The following is a 21,940-nucleotide window of genomic DNA, read 5'->3' as shown; positions in this document are numbered from 1 at the left end:
GCCAGGTTTGTCGTCGTCCCGGACTTGATCCGGGACAACAAGCCGCGGGCCGTTGTCCCGGATCAAGTCCCGGACGACGATGGTTTGGGTGGTCCACCGCCATTCGCATCTCGACTTCACGCAGCTTGGGCGGCAAAGGGGCGCCATGAAACGCCTCGCAGTTTATTGTGGTTCGGCCACGCCCGCTGATCCTGTTTACATTGACACCGCGCGCGCGGTCGGCCGGGCCCTCGCAGAGCGGGGAATTGGCGTTGTTTATGGTGGCGGGCGGCTAGGGCTGATGGGGGCGGTCGCCGACAGCGCGCTCGCGGCGGGCGGCGAGGTGATCGGGGTGATCCCCGAGGCGCTGGTCGGGAGCGAGGTTGCGCACCGCGGTTGCACCGAGCTGCACGTGGTCGCGGGCATGCACGAGCGCAAGCGGTTATTCACGGACCTGTCCGACGGCTTTGTCACCATCCCCGGCGGCGTCGGCACGATGGATGAGCTGTGGGAGGCGATCAGCTGGGCGCAGCTGGGCTATCATGCCAAGCCGGTGGGCGTTCTGAATGCAGCCGGATTTTACGACCAGTTGATCGCATTCAACCGGCATATGATTGATGTTGGGTTCATCCGCGCGGCGCATGCGGGGATTATGATTGTCGATGAAGCGCTTGATGGGTTGCTCGCCAAGATGGCGGCCTATGAGCCGCACGCGCCCATTTTTGCGATGAAAGCGGATGATTTGTGAGTTTCGATAGGGCCGCACTGGTGGCCCATGCCCGCGCCAGCATTGCGCGCGGGTCGAAGAGTTTTGCCATGGCCTCGCAGCTGTTTGACCGGACGACGCGCGAGCGGGTGTGGTTGCTTTATGGCTGGTGCCGCGCGAGCGATGACCTTGCCGACGGGCAGGACCATGGCGGAGCGATGGCGGTGGTTGCCGATCCGGCGGCAAGGCTGGCTGAAATACGCGAGAAGACCGCAGCGGCCTATGCCGGGCGGGCGACCGGCGATGCTTCGTTCGACGGGCTGGCGCAGCTGCTCAGCGAGGTCGCCATCCCGCACCGTTTTGCCGATGATGTCATCGCAGGCTTCGCGCTCGACGCCGCCGATTGGCATCCGCGCAGCGAGAATGACCTCCTCCAATATTGCTACCACGTCGCGGGGGCGGTCGGGTGCATGATGGCGGTGGTGATGGGCATTGCGCCCGATGACGAGGATGTGCTCGACCGCGCGTGCGATCTAGGCCTCGCTTTCCAGCTCGCCAATATTGCCCGCGACATCAGCGAGGATGCAGCGGCAGGGCGCTGCTATCTGCCCGACGATTGGCTGACCGAGCTGGATATCCCGCCCGGGCAGGTAATGCACCCGGCGTTCCGCCCACGTCTTGCGCAGGCGGGCAAGTGGCTCGCCGAAATGGCCGAGGCCTATGAGGCGAGCGCACGCGTCGGTGCCCGCGCCCTGCCATGGCGCGCGCGCTGGGCGGTACTGGCGGCAGCGGGCATTTATGGTGATATCGCGCGCGAGGTACGGGCACGCGGGAGCCATGCCTGGGATGCGCGGGTTTTCACCACGCGGCGGCAGAAGTTGGAGCATGTCGCGCGCGCCTTGGTGGCAGCAGTGACAGTGCGCACGGTTGACCGGCCGCGTAGCACCGCCCTGTGGCAGCGTCCGCGGGGCGGGGCATCGGCGTGAGTCTGATCGAGTGGATTGCCGCGGCATTGGTGTTGACCAATGTCATGCTGGTCGCGCGGCGGAGCCTGTGGAATTACCCGTTCGGTATTGCTGCGGTGAGCGTCTATGCGGTCATATTTTTTGGCCAAAAACTCTATAGTGATATGATATTGCAAGGGTTTTTCCTGGCTCTCAATGTCTATGGCTGGGCCAATTGGCGCCGCGCGCAGGGTGATAGCGGCGTGCCGGTTGGCTGGATGGCACCGCGCGATCGGCTGGTCTGGGCGGTGGCGATAATGCTGTGCTGGCTTGCATGGAGCAGCGGCATGGCGCGCTGGACCGATGCCGCTGCCCCCTTTGCCGACGGGGCAGTGGCGATCATCAGCGTCGCGGCGCAGTGGCTGCTCGCACGGCGGCGAGTGGAAAGCTGGTGGCTGTGGATCGCGGTCGATGCGATTGCGGTGCCTCTGTTTGCTTCGCGCGGGCTCTATATCACGGCAGCGGTCTATGCGGTGTTGCTGGTGGTTGCGGCGGCGGGGTTGATGCAGTGGCGGCGGGCGGCGCAATGACGATGCATATCTGCCTGCACGGGGCCGAAAGCACCGGAAAATCGACGCTGGGGCCGAAGCTGGCGGCCCGGCTTGGCGGGACCTATTTGCCCGAATATGGCCGCACCTATTGCGAAGTGCATGGCGTCGACCTGTCACGCAATGATTTGCTGGCGATTTTTCGCGGGCATGTGGCCGCGACGCGCAATGCCTTGGCGGAGCGGCCCAAATGGCTGATTTCAGATACCGACCCGCTGATGACGCAGGCATGGGCAGTCATGCTGCTGGGCGAGCGCCTGCCCGAAATTGATCTTTGGGAGGAGGTCGCCGATTTTTATCTGGTCCCCGCGCTGGATTTGCCATGGCAGGATGACGGCACGCGGCTATTCGGGAGCCAGTTGGCGCGATTACAGTTCATGAATGTCGCCGTAGGTGAGCTCGAGCAGCGCGCGCTGCCATGGGCGTGGGTGACGGGCGATGGCGATGCGCGGCTGAATAACGCGCTGGCTGCGCTTCGGGCGGCGGGCCTCGAACCGTAACTCCCTGCCTTGAAGGGGCGGGTTAACTGGCTGCATAGGCGTCACGCAGTTCGCGCTTGAGCACCTTGCCAATAGGACTGCGTGGCAGCTCATTAACCTGCGTGATAGCCGAAAGGCGCTGGGTTTTGCCGACCTGCGCGTTGCACGCGGCGCGGACAGCTTCGGCATCACCTTCTTTCAGCACCACAAAGGCGACCGGCGTTTCGCCCCATTCTTCGCTCGGCACGCCAACGACGGCGGCTTCGACAACGCGCGGGTCGGCGAGCAGGATGGCTTCAAGGTCGCTGGGGAAGATGTTGAACCCGCCCGAGATGATCATATCCTTGGCGCGGTCCATGAGCGTCAGGAAGCCGTCCTCGTCAAAGCGGCCAATGTCGCCATGGCGGTAGAACAGGTTGCCGTCGGTATCGTGCCAGTGCATCGCGCTAGTGGCGTCAGGGCGGTTGTTATAGCCCTTCATCATCGCGGGCGAGCGCCCGACAATTTCGCCGACCGAGCCAGGGGGCAGCTCGTTCCCGTCCTCGTCGATCACGCGCATGTCATGGCCGGGTGCGGGCTGGCCGACGGTAGCGAGCTTGTGCGGATATCTATGCGCCTCGAGCAGACACACGCCGCCGCCTTCGGTCATGCCATAAATTTCGACGAGGCCGCCGGGCCAGCGGGCGAGCACATCGGCCTTGAGCTCAGCCGCAAAGGGGGCGGAGGTGCAGTATTTCATCACGAAGCTCGACAGGTCGAATACGTCGAAGTCCGGTAGCGCCATGATGCGGCGGTATTGCACTGGCACGAGCATGCAATTGGTTGCGCGCTCCCGCTGCGCCAGTTCGAGGAAGCCGCGCGCGTCGAATTTGGGCATCAGCACGACTTTGCCGCCCGATCCGAGCGTCGGCAGGAAGCTCGCCATGGTGGTGTTGGAATAAAGCGGGGTCGAGAGGATGGTTACTGCCGCCGGACCATAGGCCGGAACGCCGCGCATGATATGCTGCCAACGCATGCCGTGGGTGTGGACAATGCCTTTGGGCGTGCCGGTGGTTCCAGAAGAATAGATGATATTGAATTCATCATCGGGGGTGATGGCAACGGACGTGGGCGCGGTTCCGGCGGGGGCCATCCAGTCGGCGAGCGCTTCGCCTGCCGCCGAGCCATCCATGGCGATGCGTACGGCCGCGCTGGTGTCATGGCCGTCGAGGCTGGCCGCAGCGGCGGCATCAAGAAACAGATGCGCCGCGCCGGTGTCGCGCACCATTGCCGCCATTTGTTCGCCCGTTGCGCTGTTGGTGATCAGGCCGGCGCAGGCCCCGGCGCGTAACGTGCCGATTATAACCGCGACCTGCGCGGTGCTGTTCAGTCCGGCGATGGCGACGCGCGTCCCGATCGTGACGCCGTCGCGCTGGAGCCGCGCCGCGATGCGGTCGGCCAGCGCGTCGAGTTCGCCCCAAACAAGCCGACCCGCCGCATCGGCAACCGCGGCGGCAGCCTCTCGCTCGTTGGCATGGGCGCGAACGAGATCGGGCAGAGTGGCAAAGTCGCTGGCGAGCAAGGTGGCGGCATCGGTCATGCAGCGGGCATAACCAGCAAGCCGCGGCGTGGCAAATCGCCCGCACTTTCGCTGACGAAACGGTGCAGCATGGCGGTGCGCCCTGCCGCGCGATAGGTTGGCCTGTTGTCGTTGTCCTAGCCGCAGAAGGAAGCTTATGTCCGACCCATGTGTGACGTTTCAGTACATGTCCGGCAAAGCTCAGCTGGCCATTTTTCACCCTTCCGCCGGCGAGCGCGACGCTTTGCTCGCGGCGGTGGAACGGCATGGCTGGCGGGCAGGCGTGCTGCCTGCGCCGGTCACCGGCATGCGGGCGTGGCTTGACGAACCCTATGACGCGCTGCTGATCGCCCCCTTTGGCGGCTGGGAAGAGCCGGTGCATCTGGTGGCGCTGGCGCGGGCCGTGGCGGGGGTGCGTCCGTTGATCGCGCTGACCCAGGGCAATTCGCTTGAACAGCGACTGGCGGCCTTGCAATCGGGGGCCGATGACGCGCTGGCATGGAACGGCGACGCCCGCGAATTGTTGGCGCGTGTTGGCGGCTTGCTGCGGCGGCAACGGCTGACATCGGGGCGGCTGGAATGTGCCGAGCTGCGCATCGACCTGATCGACCGGCGGGTAACGCGGCTTGGTCAGCCCATCGCGCTACCGCTGCGCGAATTTGACCTGCTGACGCGGTTGGCGCGGATGCCCGACCGCATCATTTCCCGCGACGCGCTGTGGCGCGCGGTGTGGAAGATTGATTTTGATCCCGGCACGAACCGCATCGAGGTGCATATGTCGCGGCTGCGCGCCAAAGTGGACCGCGGCTTTGGCTGGCCCATGCTGATGACGGTGCGTGGCCATGGCTATGGCCTGCGCTCCCGCCGCGACGGCGCAGAGCGGTCGGGGCGCGCTTGACGATGAGTTTCCGTCCGCTACTCATTTGCCCCAAGCACAAAAAAGGGCGGAGAGAGACGAATCATGCACCCCAGCGTTCACGCGCGCGCGCACCCGGACAAGGCGGCGATCATCGTTGCCGAAACGGGCGAAACTATCAGCTATTCTGCCATGGACGCGGCGTCGAACCGCGCCGCCCACCTGCTCCGCGCGCACGGCCTGGGCCATGAGGATGTCGTTGCCTTCATGCTCGACAACACGCCGCATTATTACGGGCTGGTGTGGGGCGCGCAGCGTGCGGGGCTGCGCTATGTGTGCATCTCCTCGCGGCTGACGCAGGACGAGACCGACTATATTCTGGAAAATAGCGGCGCAAAGATGCTGGTGGTTTCGGCCAGCCTGGGCAACGCCGCGCTGGCGCTGACCGCAAAGGTCGAACGCTTTTCGCTCGGCGGCGAGATTGCAGGGTTTGTCAGCTGGGAAGATGCGGTTGCGGATATGCCGGCGACTCCCATTGCTGACGAGCGTGCGGGAACGGACATGCTCTATTCGTCAGGTACCACGGGGCGGCCCAAAGGGGTCCGCGTGCCGTTGCCCGCCGAGCCGGCGATCGACGCGCCCAATGCATTGGTTGCGCTCGCCTCGATGGTATTCGGGATCAACAGTGAGAGCATCTACCTATCGCCTGCGCCGCTGTATCATGCTGCGCCGCTGCGCTGGTCGATGACTATCCACCGGCTGGGCGGCACGGTGGTGTTGATGAAGAAGTTTGATCCCGAAGGTGCGCTGGCGGCCATCGAGCGGTATAAATGCAACAGCAGCCAGTTTGTGCCGACACATTTTGTGCGGATGCTGAAGCTGCCCGATGATGTGCGCGCGCGTTATGATGTGTCGTCAATGAAATCGGCGATCCATGCCGCCGCGCCCTGCCCGGTGCCGGTAAAAGCGGCGATGATCGACTGGTGGGGGCCGGTGCTGCTGGAATATTATGCCGGATCCGAGGGCAACGGCATGACCTATGTGAACAGCCATGACTGGCTGACGCATCAGGGCACAGTGGGGCGGCCAATTCTGGGCACGGTCCATATCATGGGTGAGGACAATGAAACCGAAGTGCCGGTCGGGCAGGAAGGTACGGTATTCTTCGAAAGCGACCAGAGCTTCGAATATCATGGTGACCCGGAGAAGACCAAATCGAGCCGCAACTCCAAGGGCTGGTCAACGCTGGGCGATGTCGGGCGGGTCGATGATGAAGGCTTCCTCTATCTGACCGACCGCAAGAGCTTCATGATCATTTCGGGCGGAGTGAATATCTATCCGCAGGAAATCGAGAACCACCTTGTCACACACCCCAAGGTGACGGACGTCGCCGTGGTCGGCGGCCCGCACGAGGAAATGGGCGAGGAAGTAATTGCCGTGATCCAGCCCGCTGACATGGCTGATGCGACCGATGATTTCCGCGCCGAGCTGATCGCTTTTGCCCGCGAAAAGCTGTCGGGCGTGAAAATCCCGCGTCGTATCGATTTTCTGGAAGCGCTGCCGCGGCACGACACCGGCAAACTGTATAAACGGCTGCTGCGCGATCAATATTGGGCGAAGGATCAGGTGGCCGGCTGAGGAGCCGGGAGGGGAGAGGCAGATGACCGAAGCATTGCTGGCCGAGCGGATCGTTTCCGATCCTTTCGACATGACCGATCCGGCGCTTTATGCCGAAGATCGCTGGCAGGAGCCGTTCCGCCGTCACCGTGCCGAGGCGCCGATCCACTTTGTCGCCGACAGCTATTTCGGGCCGCATTGGTCGGTTGCGACCTATAAGCCGATTGTCCAGATTGAGGCGCTGCCCAAGATATTCTCATCAAGCTGGGAATATGGCGGCATATCGGTGGCCTTTGACCCCGATAAGCTGATCGAAGGCGAAATGCGCCTGCCGATGTTCATCGCGCAAGACCCGCCGATCCACACCGGGCAGCGCCGCACGGTCGCACCGGCATTCGGGCCAAGCGAGGTTGCAGCGATGAAGGCCGAGGTCGAGGAACGCACGGCGGCATTGCTCGACACGCTGCCGATTGGCGAGGCGTTTGACTGGGTCGAGCGCGTGTCGATCGAGTTGACGACAGGTATGCTGGCCAAGCTATTCGACTTCCCCTGGGAGGAGCGTCATAAGCTGACTGAATGGTCGGATATCGGCGGCGATGTCGAACTGATCCGGCGCCCCGGCGGCATCCAGATTCGCAACCAGGCGATGACCGAAATGGGCGGCGCCTTTGCCCAATTGTGGCAGCAGCGGTTGCAGGCGCCCGGCAAAGATCTGATCTCGATCATGCTGCAGTCCGATGCAATGAAGGAAATGGACGAGCGCGAGTTCATTGGCAATCTCATCCTTTTGATCGTTGGCGGCAATGACACCACGCGCAACACCATGTCGGGCTTTGCCTATGGCCTGTCGCAATTTCCCGAAGAGCGCGCGAAGCTGGAGGCAGACCCCTCGCTCATTCCCAATGCGGTGAGCGAGATTATCCGCTGGCAAACCCCGCTGGCGCATATGCGCCGCACACTGACCGAGGATGCCGAAGTCGATGGCGCGCGCATGAAGAAAGGACAGAAGGTCGTGCTGTGGTACATCTCGGCCAACCGTGACGAGAGCCTGTTCGACGATGCCGACCGTATTATCGTCGATCGCGACAATGCGCGGCGGCACCTGTCGTTCGGCTATGGCATCCACCGCTGTGTCGGCGCGCGCGTCGCCGAGGTGCAGTTGGTGGTGTTGCTTGAGCAGCTGGCGAAGCGCCGGCTGCGCGTGCAGGCGGTGGGCGAACCCGAACGGGTGCCGGCGTGCTTCGTGCATGGGTACAAATATTTGCCGGTCCAGCTGGAGCGTTATTGATGATTGATCTTTATTACTGGCCTACCCCCAACGGCTGGAAGATCAGCATCGCGCTGGAGGAAATGGGCCTCGCCTATCGCGTCGTTCCGGTGAACATTGGCGCAGGCGACCAGTTCAAGCCTGAATTTCTGGCGATCAGCCCCAACAACCGCATGCCCGCGATTGTCGATGACGATCCGCCCGAGCGCTTTGGGGGCGGCGGTGCGCCGATCAGCGTGTTCGAAACTGGCGCAATCCTACTCTATCTCTCTGACAAGACAGGTAAGTTTATGCCGAGTGACCTGCGCGGCCGGGTGCGCGTGACCGAATGGCTGATGTGGCAGATGGGCGGGCTGGGGCCGATGTTCGGGCAGGACGGCCATTTCAAACTCTATGCGCCCGAGAAGATTGCCTATGCGATCGACCGCTATGACAAGGAATGCAAACGGCTGCTGGGCGTGCTCGACCGTCAGCTGGCCAAGACCGGCGACTGCGTCGCAGGCGAATACAGCATCGCCGATATGGCAATCTTTCCGTGGGTCGCAACGACCAAAGCACGTGACATCGATCGCAGCGAATTTGGCTATGTCGATGCCTGGTTTGAAAAATTGCGCCAGCGCCCCGCCGTGCTGACGGGCATGGAGCTGCACAAGGAGTGGCGCAACCGTGCGCCCGAAGACGAGGCCAAGGCTCGCGAGATTCTGTTCGGGATCAAAAGCTGATGCCAATCCCGCGCATCGAATTTTTCTATGACCTATCGAGTCCCTGGACGTGCCTTGCCTTTCACAATCTGGAGGGGGTGCGGGAGCGGACCGGTTCTGACGCAGTGCTGCGCCCGATTTTGGTGGGCGGCGTGTTCAATGCGGTCAATCCGGCTGTCTATGCCGCGCGCGAGCAAAGCGACAACCGGCGGCTGCAGCACAGCTGGAAGGTGCTAAAGGATTGGGCCGCACTGGCGGGCGTGCCGATGAACTTCCCTTCTATTTATCATCCAGCGAAAAGCGTGGCGGCGATGCGCTTTTGCTGCGCGCTGGAGGAGGATCAGGCGGCGCTGGCGGCCTTCACGCGCGAGGCCTTTGCCGGCTATTTCGACCGGCAGGAAAATCTCGACGACCCCGCGATGCTGGTAGCGGCGGCCAATGCTGTGGGCCTCGACGGCGCGGCGCTGCTGCTGGCCAGCGCCAGCGACCCGGTTAAGGCGCGGCTGCGCGTCAACACCGACGAGCTGATCGCGCGCGGCGGCTATGGTTCGCCGACCATCTTTGTGGGTGGCAATGACATGTATTTTGGGAACGACCAATTGCCGCTGGTCGAGGCGGCACTGATGAGGGGCACAGCATGAGCGAGCGAGTTACCATCACCATGCTGGACGGCGGCATAGCCGATGTGCGCTTCAACCGTCCCGACAAAATGAATGCGCTCGATGCAGCGCAATGGGAGGCGATTGCGGGGGCAGTCGACCAGTTGAAGGCCATGGCCGGGCTGCGCGTGGTTGTGCTGTCCGGTGAAGGCCGCGCCTTTTGCGCGGGGCTTGACCTTGCCAGCATGGCGGGCGATCGCGACCCTGGCACCAGCAGCACCGGGCACAGCCTGGCGGACCGCAGCCGCGGCATCGCCAATCATGCGCAATATGTCGCCTGGGGCTGGCGCGACCTGCCAGTGCCGGTGATCGCGGCGGTGCATGGCGTGGCGTTTGGCGCGGGCAGCCAGATCATGGCGGCCGCCGACATCCGCATCGTCCACCCAGACACGCGCATTGCGATCATGGAAATGAAATGGGGACTGGTGCCCGATGTCGCGGGTATGGCGCTGTGGCGCACGCAGGTCGCCGACGATGTCCTGCGCGAGATGATCTATACCAACCGCGAATTTTCAGGGGCCGAGGCCAAGGCGCTGGGTTTTGCCACGCATGTGTCGGACGATCCGCTGGCCCATGCGATGGAGCTGGCGCGGTTGATCGCCAACAAGAATCCGCACGCGGTGCGCGGTGCCAAGCGGCTGTGCAACATGCTGGCCGATGCAAGCGACGCTGAACTGTTACAGGCCGAAAGCGACGAACAGATCAAGGTCATCCGCAAGCCCAACCAGATCGAAGCGGTGTTGGCGGAAATGCAGAAACGCCCGCCGGTGTTTGTGGATTAGAGCAGGCTCAGAAATTGCGCTGCATTCAGCCAGTCGCGCTCATGCGCGGCGCGCTGCAGGGCAGCCTGGGTGTCATGGCCCCAGCGGCGCTCCTGATAAAGTTGGTCGAGGCAAACCACTGGCCACAGCCCGGCAGCATCGCGCTCGCCGGCTTCGACAGCGAGCGCGGCGACTAGGCTGCCGCCGATTGTCACGAGCGGGGACAGCGCGGCGAGGCGGAAGGGCGGGAGTGCGGTGACAGCAGATTGCATCCGGGCAATTGTCGCAGAAGGCTGGGCGACATGGATAATGCCCTGTGCCAGCATGAATTCAACACCCCAGCGCGCTTCGGCCCATGCCAACAACGGATTCCACGCCGCCGCCTGCTCGGCTGCCAAAACCGCGTCGCGGTCGTCTCGGTAGCATAGCAGATCGGTTTCGGCATAGGGCAGCAGGGTTGCGGCAAAAGCCGCGGGGTCCGGGGCGGCATGGTCGATGGCGGCATTGGCCAGGCCAGTGAGCGGCATGGCGCGCGGGTCCACCGCTTCGCCCTGCGCTGCCCATTCGGCGGCAATGGCTTCGGCCAGCGGCCGTGCGGGCACCACCAGCGGCGCGCGCGCGGGCGTGCGCACGGCGCGGCCATCGAGCTGAACGGCAAAGCCCGCATCGTCAGCGGCGACGCCCGCTTCCTTCCAGAACCGCTTCACCGGTCGTTTTCGCGCTTCCAGTTGCGCGCCAAGAGCATGGGCGCAACGGCAAAGTCAAACGCGCCCACCAGCACGAAAACAATACCGATGTACCGGTCCACATCTGCGCCGGCCAATTCCCATCGGCCCATGATGAGCACAAAGCCGGCCATAATCATCAGCGCACCGAACAGCCGCAGCGCTGCGAGCACAAAATAGCGGCTGCGGGCCTGGGCTTCGCGTTCGTCGGGGGTCATGGCCGGTAATCCTTGAGCGGGGTCAGATGCTGCATCAGTTGCGCCAAGGCACCATGGCCGCGCGCGGCGAGCGCCGTCTGGACGCGGCTTGCCATGTCAGGCGCCTTATTCTGTGACAATTTGAGCGTTGTGCGCCACGCGGTCACGTCAATTTCAAAGCCGATGATCGCGTCGACCATGCGGCTGAACTGCGCCGGGTCCATCTTGGCGCGCGTCCATGGTGGGTCGGCGGCGATGCGGCCCTCGTGCGCCGCTGAAACATCATCAAGCAGGGTGATGAGCGCATCGCGGCTCGTCTGGCGCGCCCGACCTTCCAGCTCGACGGTAACATAATTCCATGTCGGCACTTGGGCATCGTCGCCATAGTCAGCCGGACTGACATAGGCGTCGGGCCCCTGCACCACTGCGAGCGCCGTCGCACCATCCAGATGCTTCGTCAGCGCATTGCCGCGCGCGAGGTGGAAGCGCAACGTCCGGTCGTCGGCAGCGAGCAACACCGGCACATGCGCGACGCGCGGGCCGTCGGGCGTGGTCAGGAATATCGCGGCAAAGCCAATCTCGCGCACCAGCAATGCGGCGATGTCTTCGTCCTTGGGGCGGAAAGCGGGGTTGGGATGCATGTCAGGGCTTCTTGGGTGGTTTCTTCGGTGCCGGCTTGCGCGGCTTGCCGGGGCGGGAAGCCTTCACCTCGGCGCGACCGCGCCGTTCGCCGCGCCGTGCTTTGCGCAGCTGTTTGGCGTGCGCTTTGGCTTTCACCTTGGCGATAGCGCGCGGGGCAACCGCAGCGGCGATCTCGCCGGGGTCGGGAGTGTCACCGAGCACCGGGTCGAAACCAAGCGACGCCATGCTGGCGGCGAAATGGTCAGGCAGCTCGGCAGCAATGTCGAGCTTGCCGCCATCGGGATGGTCGATTCGCAGGCGGCGGGCGTGAAGATGCAATTTGCGGCTGATCGTTCCCGTCAGAAACGCTGCCTTGCCGCCATATTTGCCGTCGCCAACAATGGGATGGCCAATGGCAGCCATATGGACGCGCAGCTGATGGGTGCGCCCGGTGAGCGGATGCAGCTCAACCCACGCCGCTTCATTACCCGCGCGGTCTAGCACGCGGTAGCGGGTGAGTGCGGGCTGCCCCGCCGCCTCGCTCACATGCATCTTCTCGCCGCCGGTACCGGGCTGTTTGGCGAGGGGCAGGTTGATTTCGCCCGCTTCGACCGCTGGCACGCCGACCACAATGGCCCAATAGGTTTTGCGCGCGCTGCGGTTGGAAAAGGCTTTGGAGAAAAAGGCCGCTGCGCGCGGAGTGCGCGCAACCAGCAGCGCGCCCGACGTATCTTTGTCGAGCCGGTGAACCAGTTTGGGCCTTACCGGAGCATCCCCCTTCAAGGCATCGAGCAGACCATCGACATGCTCACTGGTCTTGGTCCCGCCTTGCGTCGCAAGACCCGGCGGCTTGTCGAGCACCAGCGCGCTGGCGTCGCGGTGGATGACCAGCGTTTCGGCAAAGGCGATGTCGGCATCGCTGAGCGGTGCACGCGACGCGCGCGGACGCGGAGCTGCGGGGGCCGGCGGCTGCGGCGCAACCAGCACTTGGCCGGCGGCAATGCGGTCCGACACATCGGCCTTTTTGCCATCGAGGGTGAGCAGCCCCGAACGTGCCCAGCGCGCGAGCAGCGCGTGCGGGGTGCCCTCGCGGTGGCGCTTGAACCAGCGGTCGAGGCGGATGCCGTCGTCTTCGTCGGCAATGATAATCGGGTCCGTCGCGCTCATGTAAGGGCTCTTACCAGCATTAGGCCGAGCGCAAAGGCGGCGAGCGCGCCGATCACAGAAGCGGCGACATAGGCCAGCGCCGCGCCGGTCGCACCGCGTTCCATCAGCATCCACCAATCGAGGCTGAAGGCGGAAAAGGTTGTGAAGCCGCCGAGCATGCCGACGCCGACAAACAGTCGCAGCGCCTCACCCGCTGCGCTACGGGCTAGCCAAGCGGCGAGCATTCCCATGATAAAGCAACCGACAATGTTCACCGCCAGCGTGGCGACAGGAAAGCTGTAGGCAAATCGGGTCGCGACCCATTGGGCAAGCCCGAATCGCGCCCCGGCCCCCACGGCACCGCCAACCATGACGAGAAAGATTTGCTGCATGTCCCGCGCCCTAGCGGGAAAGCGCGGTGCTGGCAAAATTCAATCCGCTTTGCGCGCCTTCAGCAGCGACTGCAGGTGTGCGGCCACCGAGGGGTGCAGCGGCTGAGTGAATTCACAGCCGTGATTATTGCCTTGGGTCCGGCGCACCACCGCTTCCAATGATTGTAGCCCAGGCAGCGTCACCCAAATGCGGGTGCCCGTGCGCGGGCGCGTGTAGCTGATCATGCGAAAGCCGGTGGCCGACAGATCGTCGATTTCCACCTCATAAGGATTGGCCCCGACCTCGCGAAATCGCGCGCGCGCGGTGATCCGCACCCGCTTTGAGCGGCGCGTATCGGATGCGATTGCGGTCTTGTACTTTTGGTCAGGCACGCATGGCTCCCGGTTGACCCGTGCTAATATAGTGCGCCAGCAATGGTTTCCTCCGGGTAAAGATCAAGCGTTAACGGCATAGACGCTCTGGCGTGTCGGCGACCTGCATGAGCTGCGACGGGAAGGGAACGGCCAGCGCCTGTACTTTATTCCATTCGCCGGTTAACCAGTCGTCATAATCCTCAGCATGCAAAATCAACGGCATGGCCTTGGGGTGATAGGCCCCGACGAGTCGGTTGGGCTCGCACGTTAGGAAGGCAAAGCAGGGCCAGTCGTCGGTATGGCGAAAAATCCCAGCAAACGCGAAAATCGGTTGCGAGGGAAGGCCGAACCAGTGCTGGCGCTTTGCCCCTTTCTCACCGGACCATTCCTGAAAGGCGGTGACCGGCACCAGACAGCGCAACTCGGCGTGGCGCAGCGTGCCGATCCAGAACGGGCTGGTGAGGTTGCGGACATTGGTGACCGGGGCGCGGCCCTGCGGCGGGGGCGGAAAACCCCAGAGCATGGGGACCAGTCGCCGCACACCACCGGGTTGGCCATTGCTTACAACAACAGGACCGGGACGTTTTGGTGAGACGTAGCCGCCCGCCCATGGGTCATCGCCCGCTTCCGCACCGAAGTGCGCGGCAATCTGGTTGGCCGGGGCGTCGAGGCGATAAAGGTTGCACATGGACGGCGCAGCATTGCTGGCGCGCGGACGGAGTCAAGCGGCGCGCGGGCCTACTTGTCCCACGGACCTTTTTGGTCGTTCTCGGCTTCGATTTTTTCCGCGCGGTCGATGGCGCGGTCGGCGGCGACGATGGCGCCGGCCCCGAGCATCGAGCAACCGACAAAGCTTAGGATCGACAGGCAGCCGAGACCCATCAGGATGGAACGGAACAAATCGGTCACTGCGGCCCTCCGCGACAAGAAGTATTTCGCGGCCCGCCCTATTCTATTCTGGTTAACAAGGCTTTGCCGCCGACCAAGAATCAGTCGTGCTGAACCCGGCCCCTGCCCGCCTTGATCTGGCTACGCGCCTTTTTGCTTTCGACCCGTTTGGCTTTGGCAGCCTTGCTCGGGCGGGTCTTGATGCGGCGTTCGGGGCGCACATGGGCGGCATCGAGCAGCGCGGCGAGGCGCGTCCGCGCGTCAGCACGGTTCGCCTCTTGTGTGCGGAACCGGCGCGCAGTGATCAGCAACTCGCCGCCTGCGGTCAGCTTGCCCCCAGCCAAGCTCTTGAGCCGCCGAAACACCTCTGGGTCCAACCCCAGCGCATAAACATCGATGCGCAGCTGACAGGCGGTCGCAACCTTGTTGACATTCTGGCCGCCCGGCCCTGACCCCGCCAAGAAGCGCTCGGATATCAGATGTTCGGGGAGCTCAGCCATGGGCTGGCTCGGGCGCGGTAAAGCCAAGCGCGGCGAAATCAGCGGGAAAGGGGGCCGCCGCCACCACCGAAGGCTTCGCTTCGCGGGTCAATTCGATGCGTTCGGCGTGCAGCAGGGTGCGCGCCGCACCCAGCCCATTGCCATAAACGGGGTCGCCGACAATAGCATGGCCCAGCGCCTCAAGCGCATGGACGCGCAGCTGATGCGTGCGGCCGGTTTCGGGGCGAAAACGTACCAGCGCCTGGCCGTCATGCTGCGCGAGCAATTCCCAGTGCGAGATGGCGGACTTTGCGCCGCGCGTGCCATTTCCAGCGCCGACCATTCGCCAGCCCTGCTCGGCGCTGGAAATCTTGCGCAGGGCCAAGTCGATCGTGCCGCCGGTCGCTGTGGGGATGCCAGACAGGATCGCCAAATAGGATTTGGCAACGCCCCGCTCTTCAAAAGCGCGGGTGAAGCGTCCCGCGACCTTGGGATTTCGCGCGAGCAGCAAGCAGCCCGATGTGTCGCGGTCAAGCCGGTGCACAGCCACCGGCCAGCGCTTGAAGCCAAAGGTCAACGACTGCAGATGGTTCTCCAGGCTGATGGAACCATCGCGCGGCGCATCCACTGGCAAGCCGGCGGGTTTGTCGAGCACGATAGCTTCGCCATCGATGAACAATATGCGGTCGGTGAGCATGGGGACGCGCTATAGGCCGCTCACTGTGCTTTGACCAATATTCGTCTCTGTCCCGAAAAAAATGTGTATCGCAAACGCTTTACTTGGCATGAGGCGACGCTAGGTTTGCCATTGCGTTCATGTCCCGACCGCGTTGCGGGCAATGTGACGTAGGGCAAACAGGGGGCACTTGGTGGAGCTCTCGACCGAATGGGTCGCACTGGTCCTGCAATTGGTCCAGCACGAAATCGTGCTGCTGGCCGCCGTTGGCATATTGTTGCTGGGCCTCGAAGATCTGTTGTTCGATCTGTTATGGCTTAGTCGCGACCGGCGCAACCGACGCGCAGCTTCGGCGCCCCCTCTGAAGGGGGTCATTGCCATATTCATTCCAGCCTGGCGCGAATGGGCGGTGCTGCCCGGCACGCTCGACGCCATGCTTGGCGCCTGGTCGGGGCAGGATGTACGCATCTATGTCGGCTGTTATCCGAACGATGCCGAAACAATTTTTGCGGTGAGTGCGCGGGTGGCGAACCACGCTTCGTTGCGGTTGGTGATTGGCGATCAGCCGGGGCCGACCAGCAAGGCCGACAATCTGAACCGTATATGGCGCGCGATGGAGGCCGACGAGCAGGCGGAAGGGTGGCGATTCGCAGCGGTCGTGTTGCACGATGCCGAAGATCGGGTGCACGCCGAGGAAATCGAATTATTCCGGCGCGAATTGCCGGGTGCGGCGATGGTGCAGATCCCCGTTCAGCCGCTGCTTTGGCCCGGTCAAGGGCCGGTGGCTGCGCATTATGCCGATGAATTTGCCGAGGCCCATGGCAAGGAATTGCCGCTGCGCAGCGCGGCCGCTGCGGGCCTGCCGGCGGCAGGTGTCGGCTGTGCCTTTGCGAGGCAGGCGCTGGCGCTGCTGGCGCTTGAGCGAGGGGATGGGCCATTTCATGCCGATAGCTTGACCGAAGATTATGAGCTGGGGTTGATCCTGGCTGCGCGAGGCGAAACCTGTCGCTTTGTTGAGGCGCGCGGCCATGACGGGTCGCGGATTGCCGTGCGCAGCGAATTTCCCGCGACCCTGGAGGCATGCGTCCGGCAAAAGGGCCGCTGGATTGCCGGAATTGCGCTGGCTGGATGGGACCGGTTGGACTGGACGGGCAGTGCCGGCAGGTCGCGCGGGCAAGTCGCGCCGGTAAATGGTCCGCGCTGGATGACGCGCTGGATGCTGTGGCGTGACCGGCGCGCGCCGCTGGTGGCAATCATTATCCTTGCCGGCTATCTGAGCCTGATTTTGGCGGGGATAGTCCGCAGCGGCGAGCTGATGGGCTGGTGGGACAGCAAGCCATTGTCGCCAACGCTTATGACGCTGTTGGGCGGGAATATATTTCTGATGCTGTGGCGGCTGGCGATGCGGCTGATGTTCACCACCGCCGTCTATGGGTGGCAGCAGGGATTGCTGGCCATGCCGCGCGCCTTTTTGGCCAATGTTATCCACATGTTGGCCGCGCGCCGGGCCCTGATTCTGTATCTGCGCCAATTGCGGACGCACGAGTTGGTGTGGGACAAAACTGAGCATCGCGCGGTCATTCACAGCGACCAATGGCAGAAAATCCGATGATGCCGGTGCTGACCTTGCCGTTATGGCGGGCGCGGGGGCCGCGCTTTTTGCTGTTGCTGCTGCTGCTGTGGGTACTGATACGGCTGGCGAGCCAATTCCCCGGCGCCATTGGCCCGGCACCCCAGGTCTCGCCATTCGCGCGTTCGCCGGACTTTGTCCGTCAAGAAGTCATGCCGCTGCCCGAGCAGCCACTTGCTGCGACAACAATGCCACGAGCTCCGCTGCCGGCCACGACCGAGCCGGCGCCGTTCGTGCTCGTCGCGCGGATGGCGGCTCCTCAGACGAGTTTAGCGTCGGGCTTTATGGGGGAGGAGCGCCATGCCTGGCGCTTGGCGCTGTTGCAGCGCTTTGGGACAAGGCCAGCGGCAGCAGTCAGCGCGCTGTCGTTGCCGCCGCGCCGCAGCGATTTTGCGCCCGGGCTCGCGCTGCTGGCACCGCTGCCGCGCTGGCCTGCCGCGACAGCGGACCAGCGCTGGTCGCTGGCGGTGACAAGCTATTGGCGGGGCAATGATGGCACGCCGGCGGTGGGGCCGGATAGCGCGACGCGACTAGGCGGTAGCCAGTCGACAGCGCGATTGACCTATTTGGTTGATCGGTCGCTTCTGCTGCGGGCCTATGTCCGCGCGGCCCATGCGCCGGGGCGGCGCGATGTGCTGGATGTGGCCGTTGGAGTCGCGGTGCGACCGTTCAACAGCCTCCCGCTGGACATTCATGCCGAGCGGCGAACGGTCGTGACCGGGCCGGGCCGTGATACCACGCTGATCTATGCCGCTGGCGGAGTCGACAATCGGGCCCTGCCGCTGGATTTCCGCTTGTCTGCCTATGCTCAGGCCGGGGCGGCCGACTATGGCACGGTCGCGGGATTTGCGGATGGCGCGGTGACGGTGCAGCGCGAGGTGGCGGCGCGCCGGGGCATGCGGCTGTCGCTGGGCACGATGCTGGGCGGGGCAGTTCAGCCCGACGCGCGGCGGATTGATGCCGGGCCACGCGCGACGCTGGTGCTGCCCGATGTGGGTCACGGGGCGCAAATCGCGCTGGATTGGCGCGAACGTGTGGCGGGTAACGCACGGCCGGGCAGCGGACTGGCATTGACGCTGGCGGCGGATTTCTGAACGGCAATGGAAGCGATTCCAACGCGCGCCGAAATGGTCTAGAGCCAAGGCGAAGCGGGCGCTCGTCCGCTATAACTGGCGGAACCGATGGACCTCTATCTTCCTGTAGCCAATCTGTCGGTCAATGTGCTGGTGATCATCCTGCTGGGCGGCGGCGTTGGCTTTTTGTCGGGCATGTTCGGCGTGGGCGGCGGTTTTCTAACCACGCCGCTGCTGATTTTTTACGGTATTCCGCCGACGGTAGCGGCGGCCTCGGCAGCGACGCAGGTGACAGGGGCCAGCGTGTCGGGCGCGCTGGCGCATTATGAACGCGGCGGTGTCGATCTGCAAATGGGCGGGGTGATGATCGCAGGCGGTCTGCTAGGGTCGTTAATCGGCGCCGGGCTGTTTGAGCTGCTGAGCGCGTGGGGGCAAATCGATACGGTCATCGCGCTGCTCTATGTCATTTTGCTGGGCACGGTGGGTACGTTGATGGCGCGCGAGGCGTGGAGCGCGATCCAAGCGCAGAAACTGGGCCTGCCGCCACCTGCGCGCAAGCGGCGGCACCATCCGGTGGTCGCCAACCTGCCGCTGCGTTGGCGCTTTTACCGGTCGGGCCTGTATATCTCGCCGCTGGCACCCTTGTTGCTGGGGGTGGTTACCGGCATTTTGACGATGCTGCTGGGGGTTGGCGGCGGGTTTATCATGGTCCCCGCAATGCTCTATCTGCTCGGCATGGGGACGCAGGTGGTGGTCGGCACCTCGCTGTTCCAGATATTGTTCGTGACAATGGCGACGACGCTCGTGCATTCGGTGACGACGCGCGCGGTCGACATTGTTCTGGCCGCATTGCTGTTGGTCGGCGGGGTCGTTGGCGCGCAGTTCGGTGCGCGCTTCGCCCAGGCCCTCCCACCCGAAAAGCTGCGGCTGGCGCTGGCGGCGATTGTGCTACTGGTGGCGTTTCGCATGGCGCTGGGGCTGGGGTTCCGGCCTGACGAAATCTACACCGTGCAATGAGGGCATTGGCGCTTCTTGGATTGATCTTCGGATTGCTGGCGGGTGCACCTGCACAGGCACAGGACCCGCGACTCGTGCCCGACGTTTCGAGCCGCACCATCGACATCAAATATAGTTTCTCGGGCGAGGAACTGCTGCTGTTCGGCGCGATCCTTTATCCCGGCCAGCGGTTGCCAACCGACCGGGCCGATATCGTCGTGGTGCTGAAGGGGCCGGTGCGGCCGATCATCCTGCGCGAAAAGCAACGCGTCGCGGGAATCTGGCTGAATGCCGACAGTTTGCGGCTACGTTCGGCCCCGGGTTTTTACGCCATCGGGTCGTCGGCTCCGATCGAGCAGTTGATCGACGAGCGTACGGCGGCGATCTACGAGCTGGGTCTTGCCAATCTGCAAATGTCGCCGGTGGGTTTTTCCGCGCCCGACCGGCTAGTGCGATTTGAGACGGGCTTGATCGACCTATACCGGCGGATGGGGCTGTTTTTTGAAAACGGACGGGCGGTTGAGATTAGCGACGGCGTGCTCTATCGCGCGCGCATTCCTGTGCCCGCGCGGGTACCCGAAGGCATGTACCGCGCCGAAACTTATCTGATCTCGCGCGGACGGGTGATTGCGGTGGCGGCGCGCCCGGTCGAAATCCGCAAAACTGGTTTCGAGCGCTTTGTCGCTCTGGCGGCGCAGCGCAACGGGCTGCTGTACGGCATTTGCGCGGTGCTCTTGTCGGTCGGGCTGGGTTATGCGGCGTCGCGCCTGTTCAAGACGCGCTGAAGATATGGTTCAGCAGAGCTGACACCGAGCGGGCCGGTGCCGCTTCCGCTTCGGTGAAACATCGTCAGCGTAAGCCAATTCTTTACCATCCATAGCCTAGTTTCAGCGCGCACATAGCAGCGCGAAGGAACCAGCAGTCGTGGATATGGGACAGGGATTTCACCCAGGAACAGCCGCCGTACCGGCGCAGCAGATCAAGCTGGGCACCACCTCTCCGCCGGTCGAAGCCGTGGCTTATTCGCGCGACGACCTGCTGGTAGGCGAAGTGATCGAAGTATCGGGTTCCTCGTCCAAGCTGCTGCTCGACGCCAAGCAGATCACCAAGCTGGCCGATGCCGGCGATCAGGCGGTGGCGATGGCGGGACAGGTCGGTGCGCAGGTTAAAATTCGCGTCGGCAATGTGTGGCTGCTCGCCTCAATCCGCGAAGAGCAGTTACACCCGCGCGACAGCAGCATGATCATCGCCACGGTCGACTTTCTGGGTGAGGGCGATGAAGAGAAGCTGACCGGGCGCATTTTCAACTTCCGCCGCGGCGTGACGCGCTTTCCCGTGCCGGGTAGCCAAGTCTTTGCCGCGACCACCAGCGACCTTAAGCAAATCTATGCCGCCGACGAGCGGCCGCACGTCGAGATTGGAACCGTCTATCCCACCAAGGATATTCGCGGGTCGCTGTATATCGACCCGATGTTGGGCAAGCATTTCGCGCTGTTGGGGTCGACCGGTACCGGTAAATCAACCAGCGCTGCGCTGATCCTGCATCGCATCTGCGAAGCCGCGCCCGAGGGTCATATTGTGATGATCGACCCGCACGGCGAATATTCCGCCGCGTTCAAGGGCACCGGCGCGCTGTTCGACGTCGATAACATCGCGCTGCCCTATTGGGTCATGAACTTTGCCGAACATTGCGAGGTGTTCATCACGTCCGAAGGCAAGGAACGGCAGGGCGACTGCGACGTGCTGGCCAAATGCCTGCTCGCCGCGCGTGCCAAGAACCGGCTGGCCGAAGGCATGACCAAGCTGACGGTCGATTCGCCGGTGCCCTATCTTCTGTCCGACCTGCTCGCCATCCTGACCACCGAAATGGGCAAGCTCGACAAGGCGACAACCAGCGCGCCCTATATGCGCATCAAGGGCAAGATTGAGGAAATGCGCGCTGACCCGCGCTATAACTTCATGTTCTCGGGCATGCTGGTCGCCGACACCATGGCGACCTTTGTGTCGAAAATTTTCCGCCTGCCCGCCGAGGGCAAACCGATTTCAATCATCGACGTGTCAGGCGTGCCGTCTGACATCACGTCGGTGGTGGTCGCCGTGCTCGCGCGCCTGACCTTTGACTATGCCATCTGGTCGCGCGGCGAGGCGCAGCGCCCGATCCTGCTGGTGTGCGAAGAAGCGCACCGTTACATCCCGTCCAAGGATGTCGGTCAGGGCCAAGCGGTGCGCAAGATCCTGGAACGCATCGCCAAGGAAGGCCGTAAATATGGCGTCTCGTTGGGCCTGATTACGCAGCGCCCGTCCGACTTGGCCGAAGGCGTGCTGTCGCAGTGCGGCACCATCATCGCCATGCGCCTGAACAACGAACGCGACCAGCATTTCGTGAAAGCGGCGATGCCTGAAGGCGCGCGCGGCTTCATCGACAGCATCCCCGCGCTGCGCAACCGCGAATGCATCATTTGCGGCGAAGGTGTGTCGATCCCCATCCGCGTCTACCTCGATACGCTGGAAGAAGAGAAACGCCCGGCATCGAGCGACCCGCTGTTCAGCCAGCTGTGGAAAGAAACCGGCGGCGAGATGGAAATCCTGGACCGCGTAGTCAAACGTTGGCGCAGCCAGGGGCGGTAG

General features: G+C 63.7%; 26 protein-coding genes. 15 read left to right on the top strand and 11 right to left on the bottom strand.

All coding sequences use genetic code 11. The features are described from left to right. Positions 1-145 precede the first annotated feature (145 nt). From AC2TC0_RS00310 to AC2TC0_RS00295, 4 genes are read left to right on the top strand one after another with little or no spacing between them, the layout of a single operon-like run. Positions 146-727: an LOG family protein gene (locus AC2TC0_RS00310; RefSeq protein WP_484715495.1), complete on the top strand. Its 582-nt coding sequence runs from the start codon at positions 146-148 to the stop codon at positions 725-727. Further along, complete coding sequence (locus AC2TC0_RS00305; protein WP_484715494.1) at positions 724-1,671, top strand: phytoene/squalene synthase family protein; 948 nt, start codon at positions 724-726, stop codon at positions 1,669-1,671. The genes AC2TC0_RS00310 and AC2TC0_RS00305 overlap by 4 nt, the downstream gene beginning before the upstream one ends. After that, positions 1,668-2,219, top strand: a complete 552-nt coding sequence (gene pnuC / locus AC2TC0_RS00300; protein ID WP_484715493.1) for a nicotinamide riboside transporter PnuC — start codon at positions 1,668-1,670, stop codon at positions 2,217-2,219. Before AC2TC0_RS00305 ends, pnuC begins: the two co-directional genes overlap by 4 nt. Continuing rightward, the gene (locus tag AC2TC0_RS00295) at positions 2,216-2,737 is read left to right on the top strand and encodes an AAA family ATPase (protein ID WP_484715492.1); all 522 of its coding nucleotides are present in this window, start codon (positions 2,216-2,218) and stop codon (positions 2,735-2,737) included. Before pnuC ends, AC2TC0_RS00295 begins: the two co-directional genes overlap by 4 nt. A 22-nt stretch (positions 2,738-2,759) precedes the next feature. On the opposite strand, the gene AC2TC0_RS00290 is transcribed toward AC2TC0_RS00295, so the two are convergent. Next, positions 2,760-4,295: a class I adenylate-forming enzyme family protein gene (locus tag AC2TC0_RS00290; RefSeq protein ID WP_484715491.1), complete on the bottom strand. Its 1,536-nt coding sequence runs from the start codon at positions 4,293-4,295 to the stop codon at positions 2,760-2,762. Between the two features lie 166 nt (positions 4,296-4,461). On the opposite strand from AC2TC0_RS00290, the gene AC2TC0_RS00285 reads away from it, so the two are divergent. The 6 genes from AC2TC0_RS00285 (at position 4,462) to AC2TC0_RS00260 (ending at position 10,156) form a co-directional block, all read left to right on the top strand. Further along, complete coding sequence (locus AC2TC0_RS00285) at positions 4,462-5,172, top strand: winged helix-turn-helix domain-containing protein (RefSeq protein WP_484715490.1); 711 nt, start codon at positions 4,462-4,464, stop codon at positions 5,170-5,172. A gap of 63 nt (positions 5,173-5,235) precedes the next feature. After that, positions 5,236-6,768: an acyl-CoA synthetase gene (locus tag AC2TC0_RS00280; RefSeq protein ID WP_484715489.1), complete on the top strand. Its 1,533-nt coding sequence runs from the start codon at positions 5,236-5,238 to the stop codon at positions 6,766-6,768. A 22-nt stretch (positions 6,769-6,790) separates the two neighbouring features. Further along, positions 6,791-8,035: a cytochrome P450 gene (locus AC2TC0_RS00275; RefSeq protein WP_484715488.1), complete on the top strand. Its 1,245-nt coding sequence runs from the start codon at positions 6,791-6,793 to the stop codon at positions 8,033-8,035. Further along, positions 8,035-8,736 carry a glutathione S-transferase N-terminal domain-containing protein gene (locus AC2TC0_RS00270; RefSeq protein WP_484715487.1) on the top strand — a complete coding sequence of 234 codons (702 nt, stop codon included), beginning with the start codon at positions 8,035-8,037 and terminating at the stop codon, positions 8,734-8,736. The genes AC2TC0_RS00275 and AC2TC0_RS00270 overlap by 1 nt, the downstream gene beginning before the upstream one ends. Then, positions 8,736-9,356 carry a DsbA family protein gene (locus tag AC2TC0_RS00265; protein ID WP_484715486.1) on the top strand — a complete coding sequence of 207 codons (621 nt, stop codon included), beginning with the start codon at positions 8,736-8,738 and terminating at the stop codon, positions 9,354-9,356. Before AC2TC0_RS00270 ends, AC2TC0_RS00265 begins: the two co-directional genes overlap by 1 nt. After that, complete coding sequence (locus tag AC2TC0_RS00260; protein WP_484715485.1) at positions 9,353-10,156, top strand: crotonase/enoyl-CoA hydratase family protein; 804 nt, start codon at positions 9,353-9,355, stop codon at positions 10,154-10,156. Before AC2TC0_RS00265 ends, AC2TC0_RS00260 begins: the two co-directional genes overlap by 4 nt. Here the strand turns inward: AC2TC0_RS00260 and AC2TC0_RS00255 are convergent. The 10 genes from AC2TC0_RS00255 to AC2TC0_RS00210 form a co-directional block, all read right to left on the bottom strand. Next, complete coding sequence (locus AC2TC0_RS00255) at positions 10,153-10,842, bottom strand: ATP12 family chaperone protein (RefSeq protein WP_484715484.1); 690 nt, start codon at positions 10,840-10,842, stop codon at positions 10,153-10,155. The two genes, AC2TC0_RS00260 and AC2TC0_RS00255, sit on opposite strands and share 4 nt — an antisense overlap. Next, positions 10,839-11,078, bottom strand: a complete 240-nt coding sequence (locus tag AC2TC0_RS00250) for a hypothetical protein (RefSeq protein WP_484715483.1) — start codon at positions 11,076-11,078, stop codon at positions 10,839-10,841. The genes AC2TC0_RS00255 and AC2TC0_RS00250 overlap by 4 nt, the downstream gene beginning before the upstream one ends. Next, complete coding sequence (locus AC2TC0_RS00245; protein WP_484715482.1) at positions 11,075-11,698, bottom strand: FMN-binding negative transcriptional regulator; 624 nt, start codon at positions 11,696-11,698, stop codon at positions 11,075-11,077. The genes AC2TC0_RS00250 and AC2TC0_RS00245 overlap by 4 nt, the downstream gene beginning before the upstream one ends. A gap of 1 nt (position 11,699) precedes the next feature. Then, the gene (locus AC2TC0_RS00240; RefSeq protein WP_484715481.1) at positions 11,700-12,845 is read right to left on the bottom strand and encodes an RluA family pseudouridine synthase; all 1,146 of its coding nucleotides are present in this window, start codon (positions 12,843-12,845) and stop codon (positions 11,700-11,702) included. Beyond that, the gene (gene crcB, locus AC2TC0_RS00235; RefSeq protein ID WP_484715480.1) at positions 12,842-13,216 is read right to left on the bottom strand and encodes a fluoride efflux transporter CrcB; all 375 of its coding nucleotides are present in this window, start codon (positions 13,214-13,216) and stop codon (positions 12,842-12,844) included. Before crcB ends, AC2TC0_RS00240 begins: the two co-directional genes overlap by 4 nt. Positions 13,217-13,255: 39 nt before the next feature. Then, the gene (locus AC2TC0_RS00230; protein ID WP_484715479.1) at positions 13,256-13,588 is read right to left on the bottom strand and encodes a PilZ domain-containing protein; all 333 of its coding nucleotides are present in this window, start codon (positions 13,586-13,588) and stop codon (positions 13,256-13,258) included. 70 nt (positions 13,589-13,658) lie between these two features. Beyond that, entirely contained in the window at positions 13,659-14,258 is a 600-nt protein-coding gene (locus AC2TC0_RS00225; protein WP_484715478.1) for an SOS response-associated peptidase, read from the bottom strand. 50 nt (positions 14,259-14,308) lie between these two features. After that, positions 14,309-14,479, bottom strand: coding sequence for a hypothetical protein (locus AC2TC0_RS00220; RefSeq protein ID WP_484715477.1), 171 nt, complete (start codon positions 14,477-14,479; stop codon positions 14,309-14,311). 80 nt (positions 14,480-14,559) lie between these two features. After that, positions 14,560-14,958 (bottom strand): alternative ribosome rescue aminoacyl-tRNA hydrolase ArfB, encoded by a 399-nt coding sequence (gene arfB, locus AC2TC0_RS00215; protein WP_484715476.1) that lies wholly within the window; start codon positions 14,956-14,958, stop codon positions 14,560-14,562. Continuing rightward, complete coding sequence (locus AC2TC0_RS00210; RefSeq protein ID WP_484715475.1) at positions 14,951-15,634, bottom strand: RluA family pseudouridine synthase; 684 nt, start codon at positions 15,632-15,634, stop codon at positions 14,951-14,953. The genes arfB and AC2TC0_RS00210 overlap by 8 nt, the downstream gene beginning before the upstream one ends. Positions 15,635-15,806: 172 nt before the next feature. Between AC2TC0_RS00210 and AC2TC0_RS00205 the strand changes: the two genes are divergently transcribed. From AC2TC0_RS00205 to AC2TC0_RS00185, 5 genes are all read left to right on the top strand, one after another. Further along, positions 15,807-17,225 carry a glycosyl transferase family protein gene (locus AC2TC0_RS00205; protein WP_484715474.1) on the top strand — a complete coding sequence of 473 codons (1,419 nt, stop codon included), beginning with the start codon at positions 15,807-15,809 and terminating at the stop codon, positions 17,223-17,225. Then, positions 17,207-18,337, top strand: coding sequence for a hypothetical protein (locus AC2TC0_RS00200; protein WP_484715473.1), 1,131 nt, complete (start codon positions 17,207-17,209; stop codon positions 18,335-18,337). The genes AC2TC0_RS00205 and AC2TC0_RS00200 overlap by 19 nt, the downstream gene beginning before the upstream one ends. 87 nt (positions 18,338-18,424) lie before the next feature. After that, positions 18,425-19,333, top strand: a complete 909-nt coding sequence (locus AC2TC0_RS00195; RefSeq protein ID WP_484715472.1) for a sulfite exporter TauE/SafE family protein — start codon at positions 18,425-18,427, stop codon at positions 19,331-19,333. Beyond that, entirely contained in the window at positions 19,330-20,097 is a 768-nt protein-coding gene (locus tag AC2TC0_RS00190; RefSeq protein WP_484715471.1) for a TIGR02186 family protein, read from the top strand. The genes AC2TC0_RS00195 and AC2TC0_RS00190 overlap by 4 nt, the downstream gene beginning before the upstream one ends. Before the next feature lie 139 nt (positions 20,098-20,236). After that, entirely contained in the window at positions 20,237-21,940 is a 1,704-nt protein-coding gene (locus tag AC2TC0_RS00185) for an ATP-binding protein (protein WP_484715470.1), read from the top strand.

It is taken from the genome of Sphingopyxis sp. sgz302558 (assembly GCF_057220455.1).
This window is presented reverse-complemented; position numbering and strand designations above follow the sequence as displayed.